Source organism: Photobacterium pectinilyticum (assembly GCF_024357955.1).
In the GTDB taxonomy this organism is placed as follows: domain Bacteria; phylum Pseudomonadota; class Gammaproteobacteria; order Enterobacterales; family Vibrionaceae; genus Photobacterium; species Photobacterium pectinilyticum.
Genome location: NZ_JANEYT010000011.1, coordinates 93,020 through 113,860 on the forward strand (window position 1 = coordinate 93,020; position 20,841 = coordinate 113,860).

The following is a 20,841-nucleotide window of genomic DNA, read 5'->3' on the forward strand; positions in this document are numbered from 1 at the left end:
ATCATTGGGCGATTTGCCTTAATGCGCTTATAAACTCGGTAGTAGTTGCGAAGGCATCAAGGTGTTGTAATGTGCTTCCAGTAGGAGCTCGTTGGCTTTTTCAATATCTGGCGCAAAGTAGCGGTCCTTATCGTAAAAGCTCACACGGGCCCGTAACATTTCTTTGGCTTGCTCTACGCGCTCTGAACTGTGGTTCGGCGAGCGGAAATCCAAGCCTTGAGCAGCAGCCAGTAATTCGACGGCTAAGATCCCGCGGGTATTTTCTGCCATGTCCTTGAGTCTTCTACCCGCAAAGGTTGCCATCGAGACATGATCTTCCTGGTTGGCGGACGTCGGCAAACTATCAACAGAAGCTGGATGGGCGAGAGTTTTGTTTTCACTTGCCAGTGCTGCAGCGGTAACTTGGGCTATCATAAAGCCGGAATTTACGCCGCCATTATCGACCAAGAAGGGAGGTAATTTACTCAAGCCGCTATCAATTAACAGCGCCATTCTGCGTTCTGACAAACTCCCGATCTCGGCAATGGCCAATGCAAGGCTATCTGCAGCCATTGCAACTGGCTCGGCATGGAAGTTACCACCCGAAATAATGTCACCATCATCGGCAAATACCAGTGGGTTGTCCGAAACGGCATTGGCTTCAATTTCAAGAATATCGGCAGAATGGCGGATTTGTTGTAAGCAGGCCCCCATTACTTGCGGTTGGCAGCGAAGTGAATAGGGATCTTGGACCTTGTCACATTGCTGATGTGATAAGCCAATCTCACTGTCTTTGTCTAGCATATGGCGGTAAGCTGTTGCTGCATCAATTTGACTACGATGGCCTCGTACTCGGTGGATACGCGGATCGAAAGGTCGTCGGCTACCAAGTGCAGCATCTACCGACATCGCACCACAGACGGTGCCTGAGGCATACAGATCTTCAGCGGCAAATAAGCCTTCAAGAGCAAAAGCGGTTGAGGCTTGGGTGCCATTGAGCAAAGCCAGCCCTTCTTTTGGTGCCAGCGTAATAGGCTCAAGCCCGGCTATCTTGAGTGCTGCAGCACCGCTGATGATTTCGCCATTGTGGCGAGCCTGGCCTTCACCGAGTAATACCGTGCTCATATGTGCCAGCGGGGCGAGATCTCCCGACGCACCGACGGATCCTTTTTGTGGAATACACGGGTACACTTCGGCATTGACCAGCGTTATTAGTGCATCAACGACTTTAGGACGGATCCCCGAGTAGCCTCGAGCAAGGCTGTTGATCTTCAAGGCCATCATGAGCCTGACAGTATGATCTTCCATTAATTTGCCGATGCCAGCGGCGTGAGAGAGAACGATACTGCGCTGTAGTGTTTCTAAGTCTTCGACCGCGATACGGGTATTGGCAAGTAGCCCAAAGCCGGTGTTGATCCCATAAACGACTCTGTCTTCTGTGATCACTAGTTCTACGGCTTTGGTACTTACCAACATATCGTCATAGGCAGATTTGTTTAGTGACAATGTCACTTTATGGCGATTGATGTGTCGCAGCTGTTTGAGCGATAATTTTCCCGGGTTGATTTCAATTTGGTACATACAACGTCCTTAGGGTGTTATACCCAAGTAATTCTCGCTGAACCAAGCATCATGAATTTACTTGGGTATATTTATTATTTTTTTTGGGTTGATGGGATCATTGGTAAATCTAAGCCTTGTTCCTCGGCACAGCTAACTGCGATGTCATAACCGGCATCGGCGTGGCGCATCACACCTGTGGCTGGGTCATTGCGAAGTACCCGGCCGACACGTTCAGCAGCATCTTCAGTACCATCACAAACAATAACCATGCCCGAATGTTGCGAGAAGCCCATACCAACGCCACCACCATGGTGTAGGGATACCCAAGTCGCACCGGACGCGGTGTTGAGAAGGGCGTTGAGCAATGGCCAATCTGATACGGCATCGGATCCATCCATCATGCCTTCTGTTTCACGGTTCGGGCTAGCGACAGAGCCTGAGTCGAGGTGATCACGGCCAATAACGATTGGCGCTTTAAGCTCGCCATTTTTAACCATTTCGTTGAAGGCTTTACCTAGACGGGCACGGTCTTTTAGCCCCACCCAGCAGATACGGGAAGGCAAGCCTTGGAACTGGATCTTTTCGCGGGCCATATCGAGCCAGTTGTGGAGATGAGGGTTATCAGGGATCAGCTCTTTGACTTTTTGGTCTGTCTTGTAGATGTCTTCCGGATCGCCTGATAGTGCCGCCCAGCGGAACGGACCAACACCTTCACAGAACAATGGGCGAATATAAGCTGGCACAAAGCCGGGGAAATCAAAGGCATTTTCAACACCGACCTCAAAGGCCATCTGGCGGATATTATTACCGTAATCGACAGTCGCTGAACCTGCTTTTTGCAAAGCCAACATCGCTTTGACCTGAACGGCCATCGATGCCTTGGCGGCTCTGACCACTTCAGCTTCGTCTTGCTGGCGCATCTCTGCTGCATGCTTCATGGTCCAGCCCTGTGGCAGGTAACCATTTAGCGGATCATGGGCCGACGTTTGGTCAGTGGTGCCATCTGGAACAATGCCACGGCGGGCAATTTCAGGGAACACATCTGCAGCATTGCCAAGTAGACCAACAGAAACGGGTTTACCTGTTTGCTTGGCTTCCTCGATGATAGCTAAGGCTTCATCTAATGAGGTTGCTTTACAATCAACATAGCCAGTACGCAAGCGGTAGTCGATTCGGCTTTCATCACACTCAACAGCTAGCATTGAGAAGCCCGCCATGGTTGCGGCTAATGGTTGAGCGCCGCCCATACCGCCAAGGCCACCGGTGAGGATCCAGCGACCCTTACTGTCACCATTAAAGTGCTGTTTTGCCATGGCAACAAAGGTCTCGTAGGTGCCCTGAACAATGCCTTGTGAGCCGATATAGATCCAGCTGCCCGCGGTCATCTGGCCGTACATCATTAAGCCTTCTTTATCGAGTTCGTTGAAGTGTTCCCAGTTAGCCCAGTGTGGGACTAAGTTTGAGTTGGCAATGAGTACCCTTGGCGCATTACTGTGGGTTTTGAATACACCGACAGGCTTACCAGATTGCACCAGCAAGGTTTCATCTTCTTCAAGGCGCTTTAACACCTCAACAATTTTGTCATAGCACTGCCAATTCCTTGCAGCACGACCAATGCCGCCATATACCACCAAAGCGTGTGGGTGTTCCGCGACATCGGGATGCAGATTGTTCATCAGCATTCTTAGCGGGGCTTCGGTTAACCATGACTTGGTATTTAGCGTAGTGCCTGTTGGGGCAATGATAGTCCGGCTTTCGTCCAAGCGTGGTTGGGTATCTTGTGTCATATGGCTCTCCTTGCAAAGCTGTCAATGTAATAGTTTAAGAAGACAGCGGTGTTCATTAACGTAGGGCACGGGCGATGGTCCAAGCCAATCGCGCAGCGAGTCGTGCGGTTTGGTTGTCTATATCAAAACGCGGATTGTATTCCGCCATATCGGCAACCAGTACTTTCTTTCTTCCTGTGGTGGTTTCGGCAGAAAGCACCGTGTTGAGCAATGGTTCGATGATTTCCTGTGGGACGCCTCGCGCGGCAGGCGCACTGACTCCCGGTGCGGTACTGGCAGGGAATACATCAATATCTATGGTGAGGTAGAGGTAGTCGCACTGGTCAATAAAGTGCTCCAGCGATTCGATAATCAGCGGCAATCGCTGGTGGGTAAGTTCGCAATCATCGAAATACAACACGCCCATTCTGTCGGCTTTGTCATAAAGCGCTTGGGTATTACTGGCTCGACTCAAGCCAAGACAGGCATAGTTGAAAGGCCAGCCTTGTAATTCACAAAAGCGAGCGATTTGCTGGAAAGGCGTACCAGAACTGCCTTGCTCTGCAGATGAACCAGAAGGGGGGTTACGCAGATCAAAATGGGCATCAAAGTTGATGACGCCTATTTTCGGTGCTTTAGTGACAATACCCAACTCTTCAGGTTCTAGCTCATCTTTTGGGGTCTGTTGCTTTTGCAATACGTGCTGTTTTTGTAATAAATAGTTACCAAGCCCCTGGAAAGTACCCCAAGCGACTTCGTGACCACCTCCAAGCACAATCACTTTGTGGTTTTGGCGAAGGGCGCGGCATACATCTTCTCCGAGGCGTTGCTGGGCAAGTTCGAGATTACCGTCGTTGCAAAGAATATCACCACCATCATAGGCGGGTTCGGTATGGTGCCAAGCTAGATTCGCCAACGCTCTTCGAATCGTTATTGGTGCATCAAAGGCACCGGTGCGGCCTTTATTACGCGATACGCCTTCATCACAGGCAAAACCGAGTAGCATGATACCGGGCTCATTCACTTCATCAGCAGGCTTGATCACTTCATGCCAACGTAGTCCGAGGCTACCATCTTCTGGATCGCTACGACCTTGCCAGACCGTCATATCAACTGGCATATGATGCTCCTTATCGCTCTGAGTGTTGGTGAATAAATAGATCACCATTGACTACCCGCGCTTTGAGATCTGGCACACCAATGCGGTATGACAGCTCAGCTGGATGAGATAGATTCCAAATTGCTAAATCGGCTTGCATTCCTTCGCGGATTTGTCCGCGAAATTCGCTCATCCCAAGTGCTTGGGCGGCATTTGTGGTGACGCCTTGTAGACATTCTTCCGGTGTCATTCGGAAGAATGTGCACGCCATATTCATCATGGTGCGGATAGACGCGATAGGGGATGTACCGGGGTTGAAGTCGGTGGCAATCGCCATTGGAACATTAAGTTGACGTAACTGATCAATCGGTGGCATTTGGTTCTCCCGGAGAAAGTAAAAGGCTCCAGGAAGTAGGGTGGCAACGGTGCCGCAGGCCGCTAGTGCTGCAACGCCTTCGTTATCAAGGTATTCAATATGATCGACAGACAAGGCGCCCATTCGGGCTGCCATTGCGCTGCCGCCTAGGTTGGAAAGTTGTTCAGTATGTCCCTTGAGAGCAAGGCCGTGTTTTTGGGCCGCGCGGAATACTTGCTGACACTGTTGTGTACTGAAACCGATGCCTTCACAGAAGACATCAACGGCGTCGGCTAAGTTTTCTTGGGCGGCGGCCGGGATAATTTCATCACAGACGAACTGGATGTAGCTGTTGGGATCATCGGAATATTCTGGAGGTAGAGCATGGGCTGCCAGCAAGGTGGTAGATACGTTGATGTCAGGCATCTCCCCAATACGTCGGGCAACTCTGAGCATTTTTAGTTCGTCATCAAGGGTAAGGCCATAGCCTGATTTGATTTCAACGGTTGTTACCCCGTCATTCTTCAACCCTTGCAAGCGCTGGCGGGCCAGCCTGTACAGGGTATCTTCCGATGCTTCACGGGTGGCCTTGACGGTCGACAGGATCCCGCCGCCGGCCTTGGCTATTTCTTCGTAGGGCACGCCGTTGAGTCGCTGCTCAAATTCAGTTGCCCGATTGCCGGCGAAAACGAGGTGGGTATGACAATCAATCAGGCCAGGAGTCACCAGTGCTCCCTGGCAATCAACCACATCAGGGTGCCCATGGCAGTCAAAATGTTCCTTGTGGCCGGCAAAGGCGATACGGTCTTTTTCGATACCGATCATGGCATCGTTGATGACTTGGTAGCCAGTATCGCCATCGAGGGTGATCATATTGATATTTGTCAGCACTCTATCCATTCCGTGACCCTGAAGTTATTGACTATTTTTAGTGGTTGTTTCTAGAAGCGGTTTCTAGAGTTCATAATGTATATACAAATAAATAGGCAATTTGATATTGGAATTCAAGGTGGGATGTAAATGAAATGTGATCGTACTTGTAATTAATTGCTGACAATTGTTGGGTTATGAGAGGGATCGCACGTTTGATCTTGGTCTAGCCAGCACAAAATAAAAATGAGCAACAGATTACGTGCATAGGAGCTGTATGAGTTGTTCTAGCTACTTTCCACCGCACCTACTTGAGCTCGCGAACTGAGTTTGTACTTGTTGCCCGGGTGATAGAGTAGGGCGGTACTGATTAAGTTTTTGTTGCTCCAGGTGCGACGGTTGAGCAGCAAGCAGGGTGAGTACTGACTGACGTTGAGCAGCTCGGCAATACGTTGAGGAGGTAATAGTGCTTCGACAACATGCTCAATATCGCTGAGCGGACAGGCTTTGACCAAGTATTCATTGGGTGTTTGTGTACTGAAGTCTTGTTTGATATAGGCCGGTGCGTGTTCAGGGTTGACCCAGCGCTCTTCGAGCTGGATCGGCAAGCTATTTTCGAAATGGACGATTTGGGTGAAATATACCTCTGTGCCTTGGCGCACACCCAGTCGAAGAGCAATATCTTCGGTTGCGTGAATTGTCGACTGTGAGATCACATCGGATGAATAGCGATGCCCACGATTTTTGACCTCATCGGCAATATTGCGGATTTCCATCAATGGCGATTCAGCTTTTTTATTACAGACAAACGTGCCTAACCGTGGGGTCCGTTCGAGGAAACCTTCCTTTACCAGTTCGGTAATGGCTTTATTGGCTGTCATACGACTGACCGAAAATTGCTCGGAGAGTGCCATCTCGGTGGGGATTTTATGACCGGGTGGCCATTGGCGAGCATGAATCCGTTCCAATAGGTAAGTCTTGATTTGCTGATAACGAGGTGACTGAGCCATAACACTTTCCTAATTGCCTATACAAATCAAAGCAACTTTCTTCCTTAATTTCAAGTATTGATTGCTACAACCGTGAAATGACTACAGTTTGCTTAGGCTAACCCAATGCGGATAATCATTATGACGTTGGGATCCGTATCAATGCGGTGATTTATCTCTATGTCGTTAGCTTTTGCCTTGTACCCAAGCGAGTTGGGAATATAAGAAAATAATTGAGGCGTGGCTTTGCAAAGTGTCACAGGCGTTTGTTATAGTTGCTGCTTCGCTCAGCCATTTTGGTCTGCTCAGTATTGCAGCTCCGGATTTCTGAGCTTCTTTTATTTAGCTCTCATAGCTTTATATTGTTAATTCAACATGTCTTGCTTGGTGTGCAAGACCACTGTGAAAGGATATTTACATGCCTGTAATTACTCTTCCTGACGGCAGTCAGCGTCAGTTTGACAACCCAGTATCTACAATGGAAGTCGCGCAATCGATCGGTCCTGGTCTTGCGAAGGCAACTATTGCCGGTCGCGTTAATGGTAACCGTGTCGACGCGTGTGACCTTATCGAAGAAGATGCTAGCCTTGAAATCATCACTGCCAAAGATGAAGTAGACGGCCTTGAGATTGTTCGTCACTCTTGTGCTCACCTTCTTGGCCACGCGATTAAGCAGCTTTACCCTGAAGCGAAAATGGCGATTGGTCCAACGATCGACAACGGCTTCTACTACGACATCGACCTCGATGAGTCGCTTACGCAAGAAGATCTTGAAAAGATTGAAAAGCGTATGAAAGAGCTGGCGAAAACCAAATACCAAGTTATCAAGAAAAAGGTAAGCTGGCAGGAAGCACGTGATACGTTTGAATCACGTGGCGAACCGTACAAAGTGGAAATCCTTGACGAGAACGTTTCTCGTGATGACCGCCCGGGCCTATACCACCATGAAGAATACATCGACATGTGTCGTGGTCCACACGTACCGCACATGGGCTTCTGTCAGCACTTTACACTGCTGAACGTTGCTGGTGCTTACTGGCGTGGTAACAGCGACAACAAGATGCTTCAGCGTATCTACGGTACGGCTTTCCATGATAAGAAAGCACTTAAAGCGCACCTTACTCGCCTAGAAGAAGCGGCTAAGCGTGACCACCGTAAAATCGGTAAGCAGCTAGACCTGTTCCACATGCAGCAAGAAGCACCGGGTATGGTGTTCTGGCACCACAATGGTTGGTCTATCTTCCGTGACCTTGAAGTATTCATCCGTGAAAAACTGACTGAATACGGTTACCAAGAAGTGAAAGGTCCGCTAATGATGGATCGCGTGCTTTGGGAACGCTCAGGTCACTGGGACAAGTACGCAGAAGCAATGTTCACGACGTCTTCTGAGAACCGTGAATATGCTATTAAGCCGATGAACTGCCCAGGCCACGTTCAGATCTTTAACCAAGGTCTGAAATCATACCGTGACCTACCGCTACGTATGGCTGAGTTCGGCTCATGTCACCGTAACGAACCATCTGGCGCACTACACGGCATCATGCGTGTACGTGGCTTTACTCAGGATGATGCCCACGTCTTCTGTACAGAAGAGCAGGTTCAGGCTGAAGTAACCAGCTGTATCGAGATGGTTTACGATACATATCAGACATTTGGCTTCGATAACATCGTTGTTAAGCTGTCTACACGCCCTGAGAAGCGCGTAGGTTCTGATGAAATGTGGGATAAAGCAGAGTCAGATCTAAAACTTGCGCTAGAATCAATGGAGATCCCTTACGAGATTCAAGAGGGTGAAGGTGCGTTCTACGGACCGAAAATTGAATTTACTTTGCATGATTGTCTAGATAGGGCTTGGCAGTGCGGCACAGTTCAGTTAGACTTCGCACTCCCTGAACGTCTAGGTGCAACTTACGTTGGTGAAGATAACGAGCGTCATACGCCTGTTATGATCCACCGTGCTATTCTAGGTTCACTAGAGCGTTTCATCGGTATCCTTATTGAAGAATATGCTGGCTTCTTCCCAACTTGGTTGGCGCCTCAGCAGGCGGTTGTGATGAATATCACAGATAGCCAGGCAGAATATGTTCAACAAGTAGTCGAAAAACTTCAAAAATCTGGAATTCGTGTCAATGCGGACTTGAGAAATGAGAAGATTGGCTTTAAAATTCGCGAACATACTTTGAAGCGTGTACCATACATGCTCGTGTGCGGTGACAAAGAAGTCGAAGCAGGCGAAATTGCAGTACGTACTCGCAAGGGTAAAGATTTGGGTAAATTTAAGATTGACGATCTTGTTGCATACTTGCAGCAAGAAGTTAGCAGTCGCAAGCTCAATGTTGTGGAGGAATAAGGTATTAAAGGCGGAAGAAGAACCCAAGCACCAGTTAAGCAAAATGCACATCGCTTAAATGGTGAAATTCGTGGCGTACGTGAAGTACGTTTAACTGGTCTAGACGGTGAATCAGTTGGTGTTGTTTCTATTGAAGAAGCAGTAAATCTTGCTAATGAAGCTGGTGTAGACCTAGTTGAAATCAGCCCGAATGCCGAGCCACCAGTTTGTCGTGTGATGGACTATGGCAAGTACCTGTTCGAAAAGAGCAAGGCTGCTAAAGAGCAAAAGAAAAAGCAGAAACAAATCCAGATCAAGGAAGTTAAATTCCGACCTGGTACAGACGAAGGCGATTATCAGGTAAAACTGCGCAACCTGAGTCGCTTTTTAGAAGAGGGCAACAAGGGCAAGGTCACACTGCGTTTCCGCGGTCGTGAAATGGCCCACCAGAGTCTTGGTATCGAGCTTCTAAATCGTATTAAGGAAGACCTAATCGACCTAGCGGTTGTTGAAAGTTTCCCTAATCGAGTAGAAGGTCGTCAAATGACGATGATGCTTGCTCCAAAGAAGAAGTAATTAAGGCATTCAAGTAGCTAAAAGCGCTGCTTTATAGCAGCGCTTTTGTTCGCCTTACTACTATGTTATTAACTATCAACAATGCGGAGTCTCATCATGCCTAAGATGAAATCCAACAAAGGTGCTGCTAAGCGTTTCAAGAAAACTGCTGGTGGCTTCAAGTTTAAGCACGCAACTAAGCGTCACATCCTGACTAAACGTACTACTAAGAACAAACGTCAGCTTCGTCCAAACGCTATCCTTCCTAAGTGTGAAGTGGCAGCTGTTGCACGTATGCTTCCGTTCGCTTAATCGTTTTTAGTTTTATTTTTTTAATTTTAGTTAGGAGTCTCCTATGCCTCGCGTAAAACGTGGTGTACAAGCACGTGCACGTCACAAGAAAGTTCTTAAACAAGCTAAAGGTTACTACGGTGCACGTTCACGTGTTTACCGCGTAGCTTTCCAAGCTGTTACTAAAGCTGGTCAATACGCTTACCGTGACCGTCGCAACAAGAAACGTACTTTCCGTCAACTATGGATTGCACGTATCAATGCTGCTGCTCGTCAGAACGGTATGTCTTACAGCCGTTTCATCAACGGTCTTAAGAAAGCATCTATCGAAATCGATCGTAAGATCCTTGCTGATATCGCTGTATTCGACAAAGCTACTTTCGCGGTACTAGTTGAAAAAGCAAAAGCTGCACAGTAATTAATTACTGTTTAGTTTGATGTTGAAAGGAGAGCCTAGGCTCTCCTTTTTTCGTTTGGTTATAATAATACCAACCTACATAAATATTTGATCAACGACTTATCTTGATTGGTATTATCCATGCCACTTTGTTGTCGGATCAGGTTGATCCTGATCTGCAATAACCGACTCAACCTCTCTCCCTTCAATGATGCTAGAGACGATGCTTAAGGGTATCGTGAGTGCGATAATGTGCGCTGTCGGTTTCCCTCCAGAGCAACAAGTCACAGCCGGTACCATCAATTAAGCCAGCCTTGAGAGAAAATGGTGTTTTTTTCACGCAATCCAACGGTTTTCTTACGATTGGGTTTGGATTTAGACGCATGTTTCTTTAGTATGTATCGTTACGCGAATTTATATCTCCCTAAAGGACGCCACCTGTAGGTGGATGAGGAAACGATGCAACATCTAGACGAGATTATTGCCAACGCAACGGCAGCTATCGAGCAGGCTGATTCATTAGTCGCTCTGGACGAAGTGCGTGTCCAATATTTGGGCAAAAAGGGTGAATTGACCCTTCAACTTCAAGGTTTGGGTAAACTTCCACCAGAAGAGCGTCGCTCTGCTGGTCAGGAAATTAACAAGGCTAAAGGTGCCGTTCAGCAAGCGATTGTCGCTCGTAAAGACGCACTTCAGCGTGCTGAGCTTGAAGCTAAACTAGCGGCTGAAACGATTGATGTGACCCTTCCTGGTCGTCGCATTGAAAACGGTGGCCTACACCCAGTAACACGTACTGTTGAGCGTATTGAGCAGTTCTTCGGCGAGCTAGGCTTTAACACTGAGTCTGGTCCGGAAATCGAAGACGCATTCCATAACTTCGATGCGTTGAACATTGCTGAAGATCACCCAGCACGTACTGACCACGATACTTTCTTCTTCAACCCTGATCTAATGTTGCGTACTCACACGTCTGGCGTTCAGATCCGTACGATGGAAAATGGCAAGCCTCCTTTCCGTTTCATCGCTCCGGGCCGTGTTTACCGTAACGATTACGATCAGACACATACTCCAATGTTCCACCAAGTGGAAGGTATGCTGGTTGATGAGAATGTAAACTTCGCGCAACTTAAAGGCATTCTTCACGACTTCCTATGTAACTTCTTCGAAGAAGAAGTGGAAGTGCGTTTCCGTCCTTCTTACTTCCCGTTTACTGAGCCTTCTGCAGAAGTTGACGTTAAAGGTAAAAACGGTAAATGGCTTGAGGTACTAGGCTGCGGTATGGTTCACCCGAACGTACTTCGTAGTGTGGGTATCGACCCTGAGAAATACTCTGGTTTTGCATTTGGTATGGGCGTTGAGCGTCTAACCATGCTTCGTTACGGCGTAAACGACTTACGTGCGTTCTTCGAGAACGACCTTCGTTTCCTAAAACAATTTAAGTAATCCAGAGGTTCATACACTATGAAATTTAGCGAATCTTGGCTTCGTGAGTGGGTAAACCCTGCGGTTACAACTGACGAGCTAACTCACCAAATCACTATGGCTGGCCTTGAGGTAGACGACGTACTACCTGTTGCTGGTACATTTACTGGCGTTAAAGTTGGTCAGGTTGTTGAGTGCGGCCAGCACCCAGATGCTGACAAACTACGCGTTACCAAAGTTGATGTTGGTGCTGAAGAACTACTAGACATCGTTTGTGGTGCTTCTAACTGTCGTCTTGGCCTGAAAGTGGCTGTCGCGACGGTGGGTGCAGTATTACCAGGCGACTTCAAAATCAAGAAAGCTAAGCTACGTGGCCAGCCTTCTCACGGCATGCTTTGTTCATTTACTGAACTAGGCATCGACGTTGAGTCTGACGGTATCATGGAGCTTGCTGACGACGCGGTAAACGGTACTGATTTCCGCGAATTCCTAGGTCTAGATGACGTAACTGTTGACGTTGACCTAACGGCAAACCGTGCTGATTGTTTCAGCATCCGTGGTCTTGCTCGTGAAGTTGGCGTATTGAACCGCGCTGACGTGACAGAACCAACTGCAGAAGCAGTGGCTCCATCTATCGACGACACTGTTTCTATTGAAGTGAAAGCACCTGCTGCGTGTCCACGTTACCTTGGCCGTGTGGTTAAGAACGTAAACGTTCAGGCACAAACGCCGCTTTGGATGCAAGAGAAGCTACGTCGTTGTGGTATTCGTTCAATTGATCCAGTTGTTGATATCACAAACTTTGTTCTGCTAGAGCAGGGCCAGCCAATGCACGCGTTTGATCTAGCGAAGATCGACGGTGGCATCGTGGTTCGTATGGCAGAGCAGGGTGAGAAGCTAACTCTTCTAGACGGCACTGACGCTGAGCTAAACGCAGATACGCTAGTTGTGGCTGACCACAGCAAAGCGCTTGCGATTGCCGGTATTTTCGGTGGCGAAGAGTCTGGTGTAACCACCGAGACTAAAGACGTGCTGCTAGAGTGTGCGTTCTTCGCACCAGACCACATCCGTGGTCGTGCTCGTAGCTACGGTCTACACACTGATTCTTCAATGCGTTTCGAGCGTGGTGTGGATTACGCACTGCAAGTGAACGCGATGGAGCGTGCCACACAGCTTCTAGTTGAAATCTGTGGTGGTGAAGTTGCCCCTGTTGTTGCTCAGGAATCTGAAGCAGATCTTCCTAAGCCAAACACAGTCGCATTACGTCGCACAAAACTCGACAACCTACTAGGCCACCACATTGCAGATAGCGATGTTGTTGAGATCCTTGAGCGTCTAGGCCTGAGCGTTGAAGCAACAGAAGCGGGTTGGACTGCAACTGCACCGACATGGCGTTTCGATATCGCCATCGAGCAGGATCTGATTGAAGAAGTTGGCCGTATCTACGGTTACGACAACATTCCAAACCAGAACCCAGCCGCTGCTCTTAAGATGCACAATCATGTTGAAGCGAATCTTCCGCTTAAGCGTGTACGCAACTTGCTTGTTGACCGTGGTTACCAAGAAGCGATCACATACAGTTTTGTTGAACCAGAACAGCAGAAACTGATTGTTCCTGGTGTTGAGCCGCTAATCCTGCCATTCCCAATTTCTGCGGACATGTCAGCTATGCGCCTTGGCCTAATCCAAGGCTTGCTAAACACTGTTGTTCACAACCAGAAGCGCCAGCAGCCACGTGTTCGCCTGTTCGAATACGGCCTACGTTTCATTCCTTGTGAAAACGCTGAGAACGGCATGCGCCAAGAGCCTATGCTAGCGGGTGTTATCGCGGGAACGCGTAGCGAAGAGCATTGGGACATCGAAACCAACACCGTTGATTTCTTTGACCTAAAAGGTGATCTGGAAGCTGTTCTTGAGCTTTCTGCTAACGAGAAGGCATACAGCTTTGCGGCCCTTTCTTCTGAAAATAAAGAGCACAACCCTGCGCTTCATCCTGGCCAATCTGCTGCAATCATTGTAGATGGCAAAGAAGTGGGTGTGATCGGTACAGTACACCCAGAGCTTGAGCGCAAGTTCGGTCTGAACGGCCGCACTATCGTGTTCGAAATCGAGTGGTCAGCGATCAACACTAAAGTGATCCCAGAAGCTGTTGCTCTTTCTAAGTTCCCTGCTAACCGTCGTGACATTGCGGTTGTTGTTGATGAAGCTGTCGCTTCTGGCGACATCGTTAACGCTTGTCTAGAAGCGGGCGGTGAATTCCTAACTGACGCTAAGCTGTTTGATGTTTACGTAGGTAAAGGCGTTGAAGAAGGCAAGAAGAGCTTGGCTATCGCCCTAACACTTCAGTCTCTTGAGCGTACACTGGAAGACGCTGACATCGCAGGCTCTGTTGATGCGATTGTTGCCCATGTATCAGAGAAGTTTGGTGCGTCACTTCGTGACTAATTAAGCTGATGGATTGCTAAAAACCCTGCCAGTTAGGCAGGGTTTTTTTTGCCTTGAATTTGCCAGATGAATAAACCTGATAACGATAGGGGGGAAATCATACCTATCTGGATAAGTCGTTGATCAAGTATTTGCACTGGAAAAATCGTTGTTATCAAGGCAGAGATTTTGTAATTAGTGGCTCTAATTACAAAATCTCTAACGCAGAGAGCAGCGATTTTAACCTGCAAGACTGATCAAATATTTATGTCGGTTGGTATAATGTTCCGGCCGAATTGAGATGAAGCAGAAAAAGGCGTGTTTTTAAGTCATTGTTTTATAAATTTATCCCGAACGTTGTAATTTTTTTGATCTGGGTCTAAATACTGTAACTTTCTGATAGGTAGAGGTAATTTCTACCTCGAGGTGAAATTCCAGCAATATATGTCGCTTTTTTGGTGTTTTTTAGCAAATCTTACCAGTAGTTATTCGAATTAAGCACAACAAGGTGCATGGAATGCGTCTATTTGTGTTAGTGAAAATCAATTATTTAAAGATAAGTTGACATAAAAAAGTTGGCGGAAATCAGCAAGTTGGCATAAACTTGTCTCTAGTTAGGATTGAGCGCGGAGAAGCAGGCTATTTTAGCGTTTTCTGGCTTCTGTCTGACTCGACTAATTCGCTGTAGGAATGACTGATGTCACCCTACAATCCATTCAATATAGTCTTGAGGGAATTATCTATGGCGCTCACAAAAGCCGATTTGGCTGAGAACCTGTTTGAAAATGTTGGATTGAGCAAACGGGACGCCAAGGATACGGTGGAAGTCTTCTTTGAAGAAATTAGGAAAGCGCTTGAATGTGGTGAACAGGTTAAGCTATCAGGTTTTGGTAACTTTGATCTTCGCGACAAGAATGAGCGTCCGGGAAGAAATCCCAAAACGGGTGAAGATATTCCTATCTCGGCCCGCCGTGTTGTGACTTTCCGTCCAGGTCAGAAATTGAAAGCTCGCGTAGAAAATATCGAAATCGAACAACAGTAATCGCGAATTCATTGACAAAACAGAGCCCGGGTAAGGTGTGTAGAACTTGCCCGGGTTTTTTATGACTATCACTCTCCCCATCGCGATACTTGAACCTCTCCTCAGGTCAGCAATTTACCCTTGATAACATTATCATCAATCACCCTGCATTTAGGGCTACTTATCCAGATTGGTATAAGTTGTGCGTGTGATGTTAAATTTATGTTTTTATATGGTTTCAATATGAAAAATGCAGCGGTAAAATGAATGCATTCCATTAGCGCTAAACGAGCTAATAATATGGAGGTGGTTAATGGGAATGCTACAGCTGGTTAAAGAAGGGAAGTTTCTTGAAGCAACATTGGATATGACCTTGCCGGAAGAGTGGGGGCGCTGGCAGACAGAGTCAGGCATCGAGTGTATTCTCGTAGGGCGGGGTATTCTTCAGATCACGCCAGCTGATATCCCCTCATACTCTAAAGATATTGTGCTGTCATCTGGCGTACATGGCGATGAAACCAGCCCCATTGAGCTGCTGCAGCGTCTTGTAAGCTCAGTTTTGTCAGGTGAAATACAGCCAGTCCATCGTCTGTTAGTCATCATTGGTCACCCTGAGGCTATCAATCTTCATCGACGTTTTGTCGAGGAGAACATGAACAGATTGTTCCGGGCTAGCAATGAAGCAATAAATCCTGACTGTGTTCGAGCCAATCAATTGCAACTTGCTGTCAGTGAGTTTTATCAGCAAGGTGGCAAGTCAGAGCAATACCGTTGGCACCTTGATCTGCACTGTGCAATAAGAAGCTCTACCCACTATACGTTTGTGGTCAGCCCATCCTCGACCAACCAAACTCGCCAACGTGATTTGTTTGTATTTTTGCAGCAGGCTGAAATCGAAGCGGCGTTATTGTCAAACGCACCATCGCCGACGTTCAGTTGGTATAGCGCTGAGTACTTTGGTGCCCAAGCCTTAACCGTTGAGTTGGGCAAAGTGGCTGCATTTGGTCACAATGATCTGCAGCGCTTATCACCGTTCTATAACGCTATGGTTGAGCTTGTCACCCAGTTAAAACCTGATTATTTATGGCAGCAAGATAAGCTTGTTGTTTACAAGGTGACAAGAACTTTGATGAAGCAGACCGAGCATTTCATGTTGAACTTTCCTGATGACCAAGCCAATTTTACCATGTACCCACAAGGGACTTTATTGGGGAGTGATAAAGATATTGAATATTATGTGCTGGAAGAAGGAGAGACGATCGTTTTTCCTAACGCGAAAGTGGCTATTGGGCAACGAGCCTGTCTACTGGTGAAAGAAGTGCAAGTTAGTACTGATGGGCAAGTTAAAGCTATTACTTAACTGCTTGTTCTTAAATGTATGCTTAATAAAACTCACGAGAATCACAAAGGCGTACTTTGATTGTGTGATTCGCTTTTCTTCATGAGGTTATCTCGGCATAGTAATGCCAGAATTCGATAACTGGAGTGATAAAATGTCGGCTACCGAGCAGGAGAAACAGCCAGCTTTGGCGCTAAGAGAAAGGATGCAAAACCAGAAGATTTATTGTTCTGATGATGACGATTTGCTCGCTGAGCAAACACTGTGTTTAGAAAAGCTGTATGACTTTAATCAGACTCGTCCTTCTGAGACAAAAAAGCGGGCAGGCTTATTGAAGGAGTTGCTCGCCGAAGTGGGTGAGGGGTGCTATATCGAGCCACCTCTGAGGGCCAATTGGGGTAAGCATACCCACCTAGGTAAGTTTGTTTACGCCAACTTCAATCTCACTTTGGTTGATGATACCGACATATATATTGGTGATCATGTGATGATTGCCCCCAATGTCGTGATAGCAACCGCTGGCCATCCTATTGAACCGACGTTGCGTAAGAAGGTTGCCCAGTTCAATATTCCTGTTCGTATTGGCAACAATGTTTGGATTGGGGCGGGTGCGATTGTTTTGCCAGGAGTGACAATTGGGGAAAACAGTGTGATTGGTGCGGGTAGTGTCGTGACCAAAAATATCCCAGCTAATGTGGTCGCAGTAGGTAACCCTTGCCAAGTGATGAGAGAAATAGGCGAACATGATAAAGAGTTCTACTATAAGGACATGAAAATAGACATTTAGCGCTATTCGCAGTACGTGTTATCCGTTAGGAGAATTTGTTACCGCATTCTATGAAAGCTAGCTTTCCATTTATAGAGTGAGACGGTATGGTAAAGCGTCGTTACTTATTATGCCTTCTCACTCATGCTCTTAAATGATCTTTTACTTCGCCGCCAAACAAGATGGCGTATGGGTTTTGCCATCGCGGCTATAGCCTTAATCATCGCCTGCTTTCTCTCCCTTTCTGTTGGTGAAATTTTCATCTGGCCGTGGTCAGCCCAGAGCGGTCTTGAGCAGCAATTGTTGCTTCAGCTTCGAATGCCACGGTTATTAGCCGCGATTGCTGTTGGTGCCTCGCTGGCGGCTTCTGGTGCGGTGCTACAAGTATTACTCGGTAACCCTCTGGCCGAGCCGGGAGTACTCGGTATTTCCGGAGGTGCAAGCCTTGCGCTTGTAATCTTGCTGTTTGTTTTACCCTTTGCGCCAACGCCACTGCTGATGATGGTGGCTGCGATGGCGGGCGCATTCCTATTTACCCTTATTCTTGTGGGCTTATCACGGCGTAAGCGGGTTTCAACCGCACGTTTGCTGCTTATTGGGGTAGCGCTAGGCATATTGTCGGGTGCTGCTGTTACTTGGGCTTTTTATTTCAGTGATGACTTGAACCTTCGAATGCTAATGTATTGGTTGATGGGAAGTGTTGCAGGGGTGAGCTGGCATCAACTGACATTATTGTTGTTTGTCCTGCCGGTACTGCTTTGGCTGTGCCTTCAAGGTCGCAAATTAGATTTATTGATGTTAGGTGAGCATCAGGCAAAACAACTCGGTTTAGATGTGGAAGCGAGCCGCTGGCGTTTAATTCTGGTGGTATCGTTATTGGTGGGCGCCTCGGTTGCTATCTCTGGCGTGATCGGTTTCATTGGTCTGGTTATCCCGCATCTATTGCGTTTGGCGCTTGGGACCGAGAACCGTTATTTACTCCCGCTCTCTGCGCTGTGCGGTGCGTTGCTATTGGCTTTAGCGGATACCCTTGCCAGGGTTATGTTACCTGCCGCTGAATTACCCGTCGGGGTGGTGATCACCAGCTTAGGTGCCCCTGTGTTTATTTGGATGCTTTTGCGTTCGCACATTGATTAGGAAGGTTGTGAATGGAAACAATATCAGAATCACAACCTGTGATCCTTTATGCTCAAAACTTGGCGATGCCTCCGCGATTATTACCGGTTTCATTTTCGGTCCGGCGCGGTGAAATCGTTTATTTAATTGGTCCAAATGGTAGCGGGAAAAGCAGTGCAATTTCCATGCTGTCTGGTTTGGTTGAGGCTCAGGGTGACGTTACTTTGGCTGGTGAACCTATTGCTACGTTGGATCTTCCCCGCCTTGCCCGCATGCGCAGTTACTTGTCGCAGCAGGATAAGCCAGCGTTTGCGGTTGGGGTATACCACTACCTGTCGCTTGCGCTATCACCTCTTGGTGAACTCGCTGCCAATGATGTCCAAGAAGCATTAGATGAGGTATGTGGAGCGCTAAAAGTTACCGACAAGCTTAACCGTAATATCCAGCAATTGTCCGGGGGGGAATGGCAAAGGGTGAGATTGGCTGCTGCCTGCCTTCAGGTCTGGCCAACATTGAATCCCGATGCGCAGTTGCTGTTATTGGATGAACCAGCTTCGGCGTTGGATATTGGTCAAGAAGCGATTATGTACCAGCTTATCCGCCGCCTTGCGAATAAAGGAATAGCGGTTGTTATGGCGAACCACGACCTAAACCGCACTCTGAGGGAGGCGGATAAAGTTATTTTATTGAACAACGGTTCTTGTGTGGTGAAGGGAAAACCGGAAGACGTAATGACAGTGGAGACACTGGAGGCTGTCTTTTCTACGCAAGTTCAGCGTATTGAGCATGAAGGCAAATCTTGTCTATTGTTTACTGATTAACGCTGTTTGCGAATTAAGCATATCGAGTATAGGTCTTTAGATTATACGCAGGATGTCCTCTAAACAATTCGAATCGTTCGGCTTGTCAGACAATATTGGACCCGCCAAAGGTAAATTTTGTTCTAGTCGACACCCAACAGGAATCTTACTTTGGGAGTGACGCTTGCCTCGATCTGCGTCGCTTGTCGACTTTAATGTTGATGTTCGACATAAATAAACATACCTTTCTTTTCTTACAAGGCTAAGTTTCTATATGGTAATTTTCACTCAAAAGACCAATCGTACTATTGCCAAGATAAGTTTATATACTGTAGCTATCCTTCTTCAATTTAGCTCATTCTTTACTGCTGAAAGAATTATCGGCTTTCCGTTTAATTTCCTCTCTTATAGTAGTAAATCTGATACTTACTTTTTTTCCCTCTCTAGATTCTCTTGCTCATTCTTGTTTTGGGCTTTCACCATTCTTATTATTCTAACGTTCACCAAAAGGTGGCTTTCTGACCATGACGTTGCTTAGGTCATACCTTTCACCACTCAAGGTCAAATGGCGATGAAAAAGGTTAAAAAGTATGTCAAGACGCACTCTTAAAACTGTATATCAATTCAAGCTGCCTCGAATGTATTATTGCTCCTAAGTCTGTTGATGACGGATATCAGGTTGTTAACGTCGCAGTGATGACCATCAGTAGGTTAGCTATAATTAAGGTGCTAGGCGGGCAGGATAAGTGCTCTTCGTTATTTCTGTAGTAGGTGGTCAAGTAAAACCGGTAAAACGAGTAGATATAAATAGCACTAGCGGTCACCAGCAACAGGTACCAGTTGTTGTCTTCGTGAAAAACGATATCTAGAGCTAGCCATGAGTGCATTAGCGTAGCAAAAGAGTAGAGGCCCAATGGTAGTTTTGGTTTTCCATCGGTGACCGGGTTGATTCCAACCCAAGTGAGCACGATTAAGGATGCAGCTGCTGTTATATAGACTAATTCTATACTGTTGCTCGGATCCTTAGCAATAATGCACCACATCCCACCAGCTCGAAAGGTGGCTGAAAGCAAGATCAGTGCTAAGTAAGTAAGCATTGATAGCCTGTTGTGCCAACACAACTCAGATATTTCGTGCGCAATTGTAGTTATCAATGATAGCTGCAACGCAAAAGTTAGCGGTTCGTTTGTGCCTTCGTACGAGATAAAAATAAGAAGTACAACCCAAGTTAGGATTCGAAGCCAGGTCTGTGTTATACCAATCTAAGTAAAAATATGATCTAATTGAGGTTACTCTTTCAGACAGTCACATCGCTATGGATAGCCTCAATAATATCGACTTCAAAAAGTTAGCAAGCCAACAAAAATCTATTCAAATGAAAATGAGGCTGCTCGCACTTGCCCACTTCAAAGATGGCCACTCACGAACACAAATTGCTCAGTTTCTTAAAGTCAGTAGAACCAGTGTGAATAAATGGGTTCACACCTTTCTCGAAGAAGGTCTCGAAGGGCTACAAGAAAAGCCAAGGACAGGCAGACCCGCATTCTTAACATCAGCACAAAAAGAGCAACTCGGCCAATACATCAAAGACAAAGCCCATGACCCTCAAGGTGGCCGGTTAACTGGAGCCGATATTCATGCTTATATAGTGCAGAGGTTTGGCAAACACTATCATCCTGATTCTATTTATTATTTATTGGATCATATGGGCTTCTCATGGATAACATCTCGTTCCAAACATCCAAAGCAGTGCCAAGCAA

At 47.0% G+C, this 20,841-nt stretch carries 18 protein-coding genes; 12 read left to right on the forward strand and 6 right to left on the reverse strand.

Going from position 1 to position 20,841, the window contains the following annotated elements; translation table 11 throughout:
* Positions 1–27: 27 nt before the first annotated feature.
* The 5 genes from hutH to hutC form a co-directional block, all read right to left on the reverse strand.
* A complete protein-coding gene (hutH, locus tag NHN17_RS07225) occupies positions 28–1,560 on the reverse strand; it encodes a histidine ammonia-lyase (protein ID WP_255041533.1) in 1,533 nt (510 codons plus the stop codon).
* Between the two features lie 74 nt (positions 1,561–1,634).
* Entirely contained in the window at positions 1,635–3,329 is a 1,695-nt protein-coding gene (hutU, locus tag NHN17_RS07230) for a urocanate hydratase (protein ID WP_255041535.1), read from the reverse strand.
* Positions 3,330–3,384: 55 nt separating this feature from the next.
* Complete coding sequence (locus NHN17_RS07235) at positions 3,385–4,428, reverse strand: formimidoylglutamase (protein ID WP_255041537.1); 1,044 nt, start codon at positions 4,426–4,428, stop codon at positions 3,385–3,387.
* A gap of 10 nt (positions 4,429–4,438) precedes the next feature.
* Complete coding sequence (gene hutI / locus NHN17_RS07240; RefSeq protein ID WP_255041539.1) at positions 4,439–5,662, reverse strand: imidazolonepropionase; 1,224 nt, start codon at positions 5,660–5,662, stop codon at positions 4,439–4,441.
* Positions 5,663–5,919: 257 nt separating this feature from the next.
* Entirely contained in the window at positions 5,920–6,642 is a 723-nt protein-coding gene (gene hutC / locus NHN17_RS07245; RefSeq protein ID WP_255041540.1) for a histidine utilization transcriptional repressor HutC, read from the reverse strand.
* 397 nt (positions 6,643–7,039) lie between these two features.
* On the opposite strand from hutC, the gene thrS reads away from it, so the two are divergent.
* The 11 genes from thrS (at position 7,040) to btuD (ending at position 19,102) form a co-directional block, all read left to right on the forward strand.
* Positions 7,040–8,971: a threonine--tRNA ligase gene (gene thrS, locus NHN17_RS07250; protein WP_255041541.1), complete on the forward strand. Its 1,932-nt coding sequence runs from the start codon at positions 7,040–7,042 to the stop codon at positions 8,969–8,971.
* 3 nt (positions 8,972–8,974) lie between these two features.
* The gene (gene infC, locus NHN17_RS07255; protein ID WP_107348196.1) at positions 8,975–9,526 is read left to right on the forward strand and encodes a translation initiation factor IF-3; all 552 of its coding nucleotides are present in this window, start codon (positions 8,975–8,977) and stop codon (positions 9,524–9,526) included.
* Positions 9,527–9,622: 96 nt separating this feature from the next.
* The gene (gene rpmI / locus NHN17_RS07260; RefSeq protein WP_036832349.1) at positions 9,623–9,817 is read left to right on the forward strand and encodes a 50S ribosomal protein L35; all 195 of its coding nucleotides are present in this window, start codon (positions 9,623–9,625) and stop codon (positions 9,815–9,817) included.
* A gap of 43 nt (positions 9,818–9,860) precedes the next feature.
* Complete coding sequence (gene rplT / locus NHN17_RS07265) at positions 9,861–10,214, forward strand: 50S ribosomal protein L20 (protein WP_107348195.1); 354 nt, start codon at positions 9,861–9,863, stop codon at positions 10,212–10,214.
* 438 nt (positions 10,215–10,652) lie between these two features.
* Complete coding sequence (gene pheS, locus NHN17_RS07270) at positions 10,653–11,636, forward strand: phenylalanine--tRNA ligase subunit alpha (protein ID WP_107297789.1); 984 nt, start codon at positions 10,653–10,655, stop codon at positions 11,634–11,636.
* A gap of 18 nt (positions 11,637–11,654) precedes the next feature.
* On the forward strand, positions 11,655–14,060 hold the full coding sequence (gene pheT, locus NHN17_RS07275; protein WP_255041549.1) for a phenylalanine--tRNA ligase subunit beta: 2,406 nt from the start codon (positions 11,655–11,657) through the stop codon (positions 14,058–14,060).
* A 721-nt stretch (positions 14,061–14,781) separates the two neighbouring features.
* A complete protein-coding gene (gene ihfA, locus NHN17_RS07280) occupies positions 14,782–15,081 on the forward strand; it encodes an integration host factor subunit alpha (protein ID WP_255041551.1) in 300 nt (99 codons plus the stop codon).
* A gap of 292 nt (positions 15,082–15,373) precedes the next feature.
* Positions 15,374–16,420, forward strand: a complete 1,047-nt coding sequence (locus NHN17_RS07285; protein ID WP_255041552.1) for a succinylglutamate desuccinylase — start codon at positions 15,374–15,376, stop codon at positions 16,418–16,420.
* Positions 16,421–16,604: 184 nt separating this feature from the next.
* Positions 16,605–17,186: a sugar O-acetyltransferase gene (locus tag NHN17_RS07290; RefSeq protein WP_255041558.1), complete on the forward strand. Its 582-nt coding sequence runs from the start codon at positions 16,605–16,607 to the stop codon at positions 17,184–17,186.
* 123 nt (positions 17,187–17,309) lie between these two features.
* Positions 17,310–18,302 (forward strand): vitamin B12 ABC transporter permease BtuC, encoded by a 993-nt coding sequence (gene btuC, locus NHN17_RS07295; RefSeq protein WP_255041553.1) that lies wholly within the window; start codon positions 17,310–17,312, stop codon positions 18,300–18,302.
* A gap of 38 nt (positions 18,303–18,340) precedes the next feature.
* Entirely contained in the window at positions 18,341–19,102 is a 762-nt protein-coding gene (btuD, locus tag NHN17_RS07300; RefSeq protein ID WP_255041560.1) for a vitamin B12 ABC transporter ATP-binding protein BtuD, read from the forward strand.
* 653 nt (positions 19,103–19,755) lie between these two features.
* Here btuD and NHN17_RS07305 read toward each other — a convergent pair.
* Positions 19,756–20,178, reverse strand: coding sequence for a hypothetical protein (locus tag NHN17_RS07305; protein ID WP_255041554.1), 423 nt, complete (start codon positions 20,176–20,178; stop codon positions 19,756–19,758).
* A 218-nt stretch (positions 20,179–20,396) separates the two neighbouring features.
* Between NHN17_RS07305 and NHN17_RS07310 the strand changes: the two genes are divergently transcribed.
* On the forward strand, positions 20,397–20,841 hold a 445-nt coding region (locus tag NHN17_RS07310; RefSeq protein WP_255041555.1), incomplete at its 3' end, for a helix-turn-helix domain-containing protein.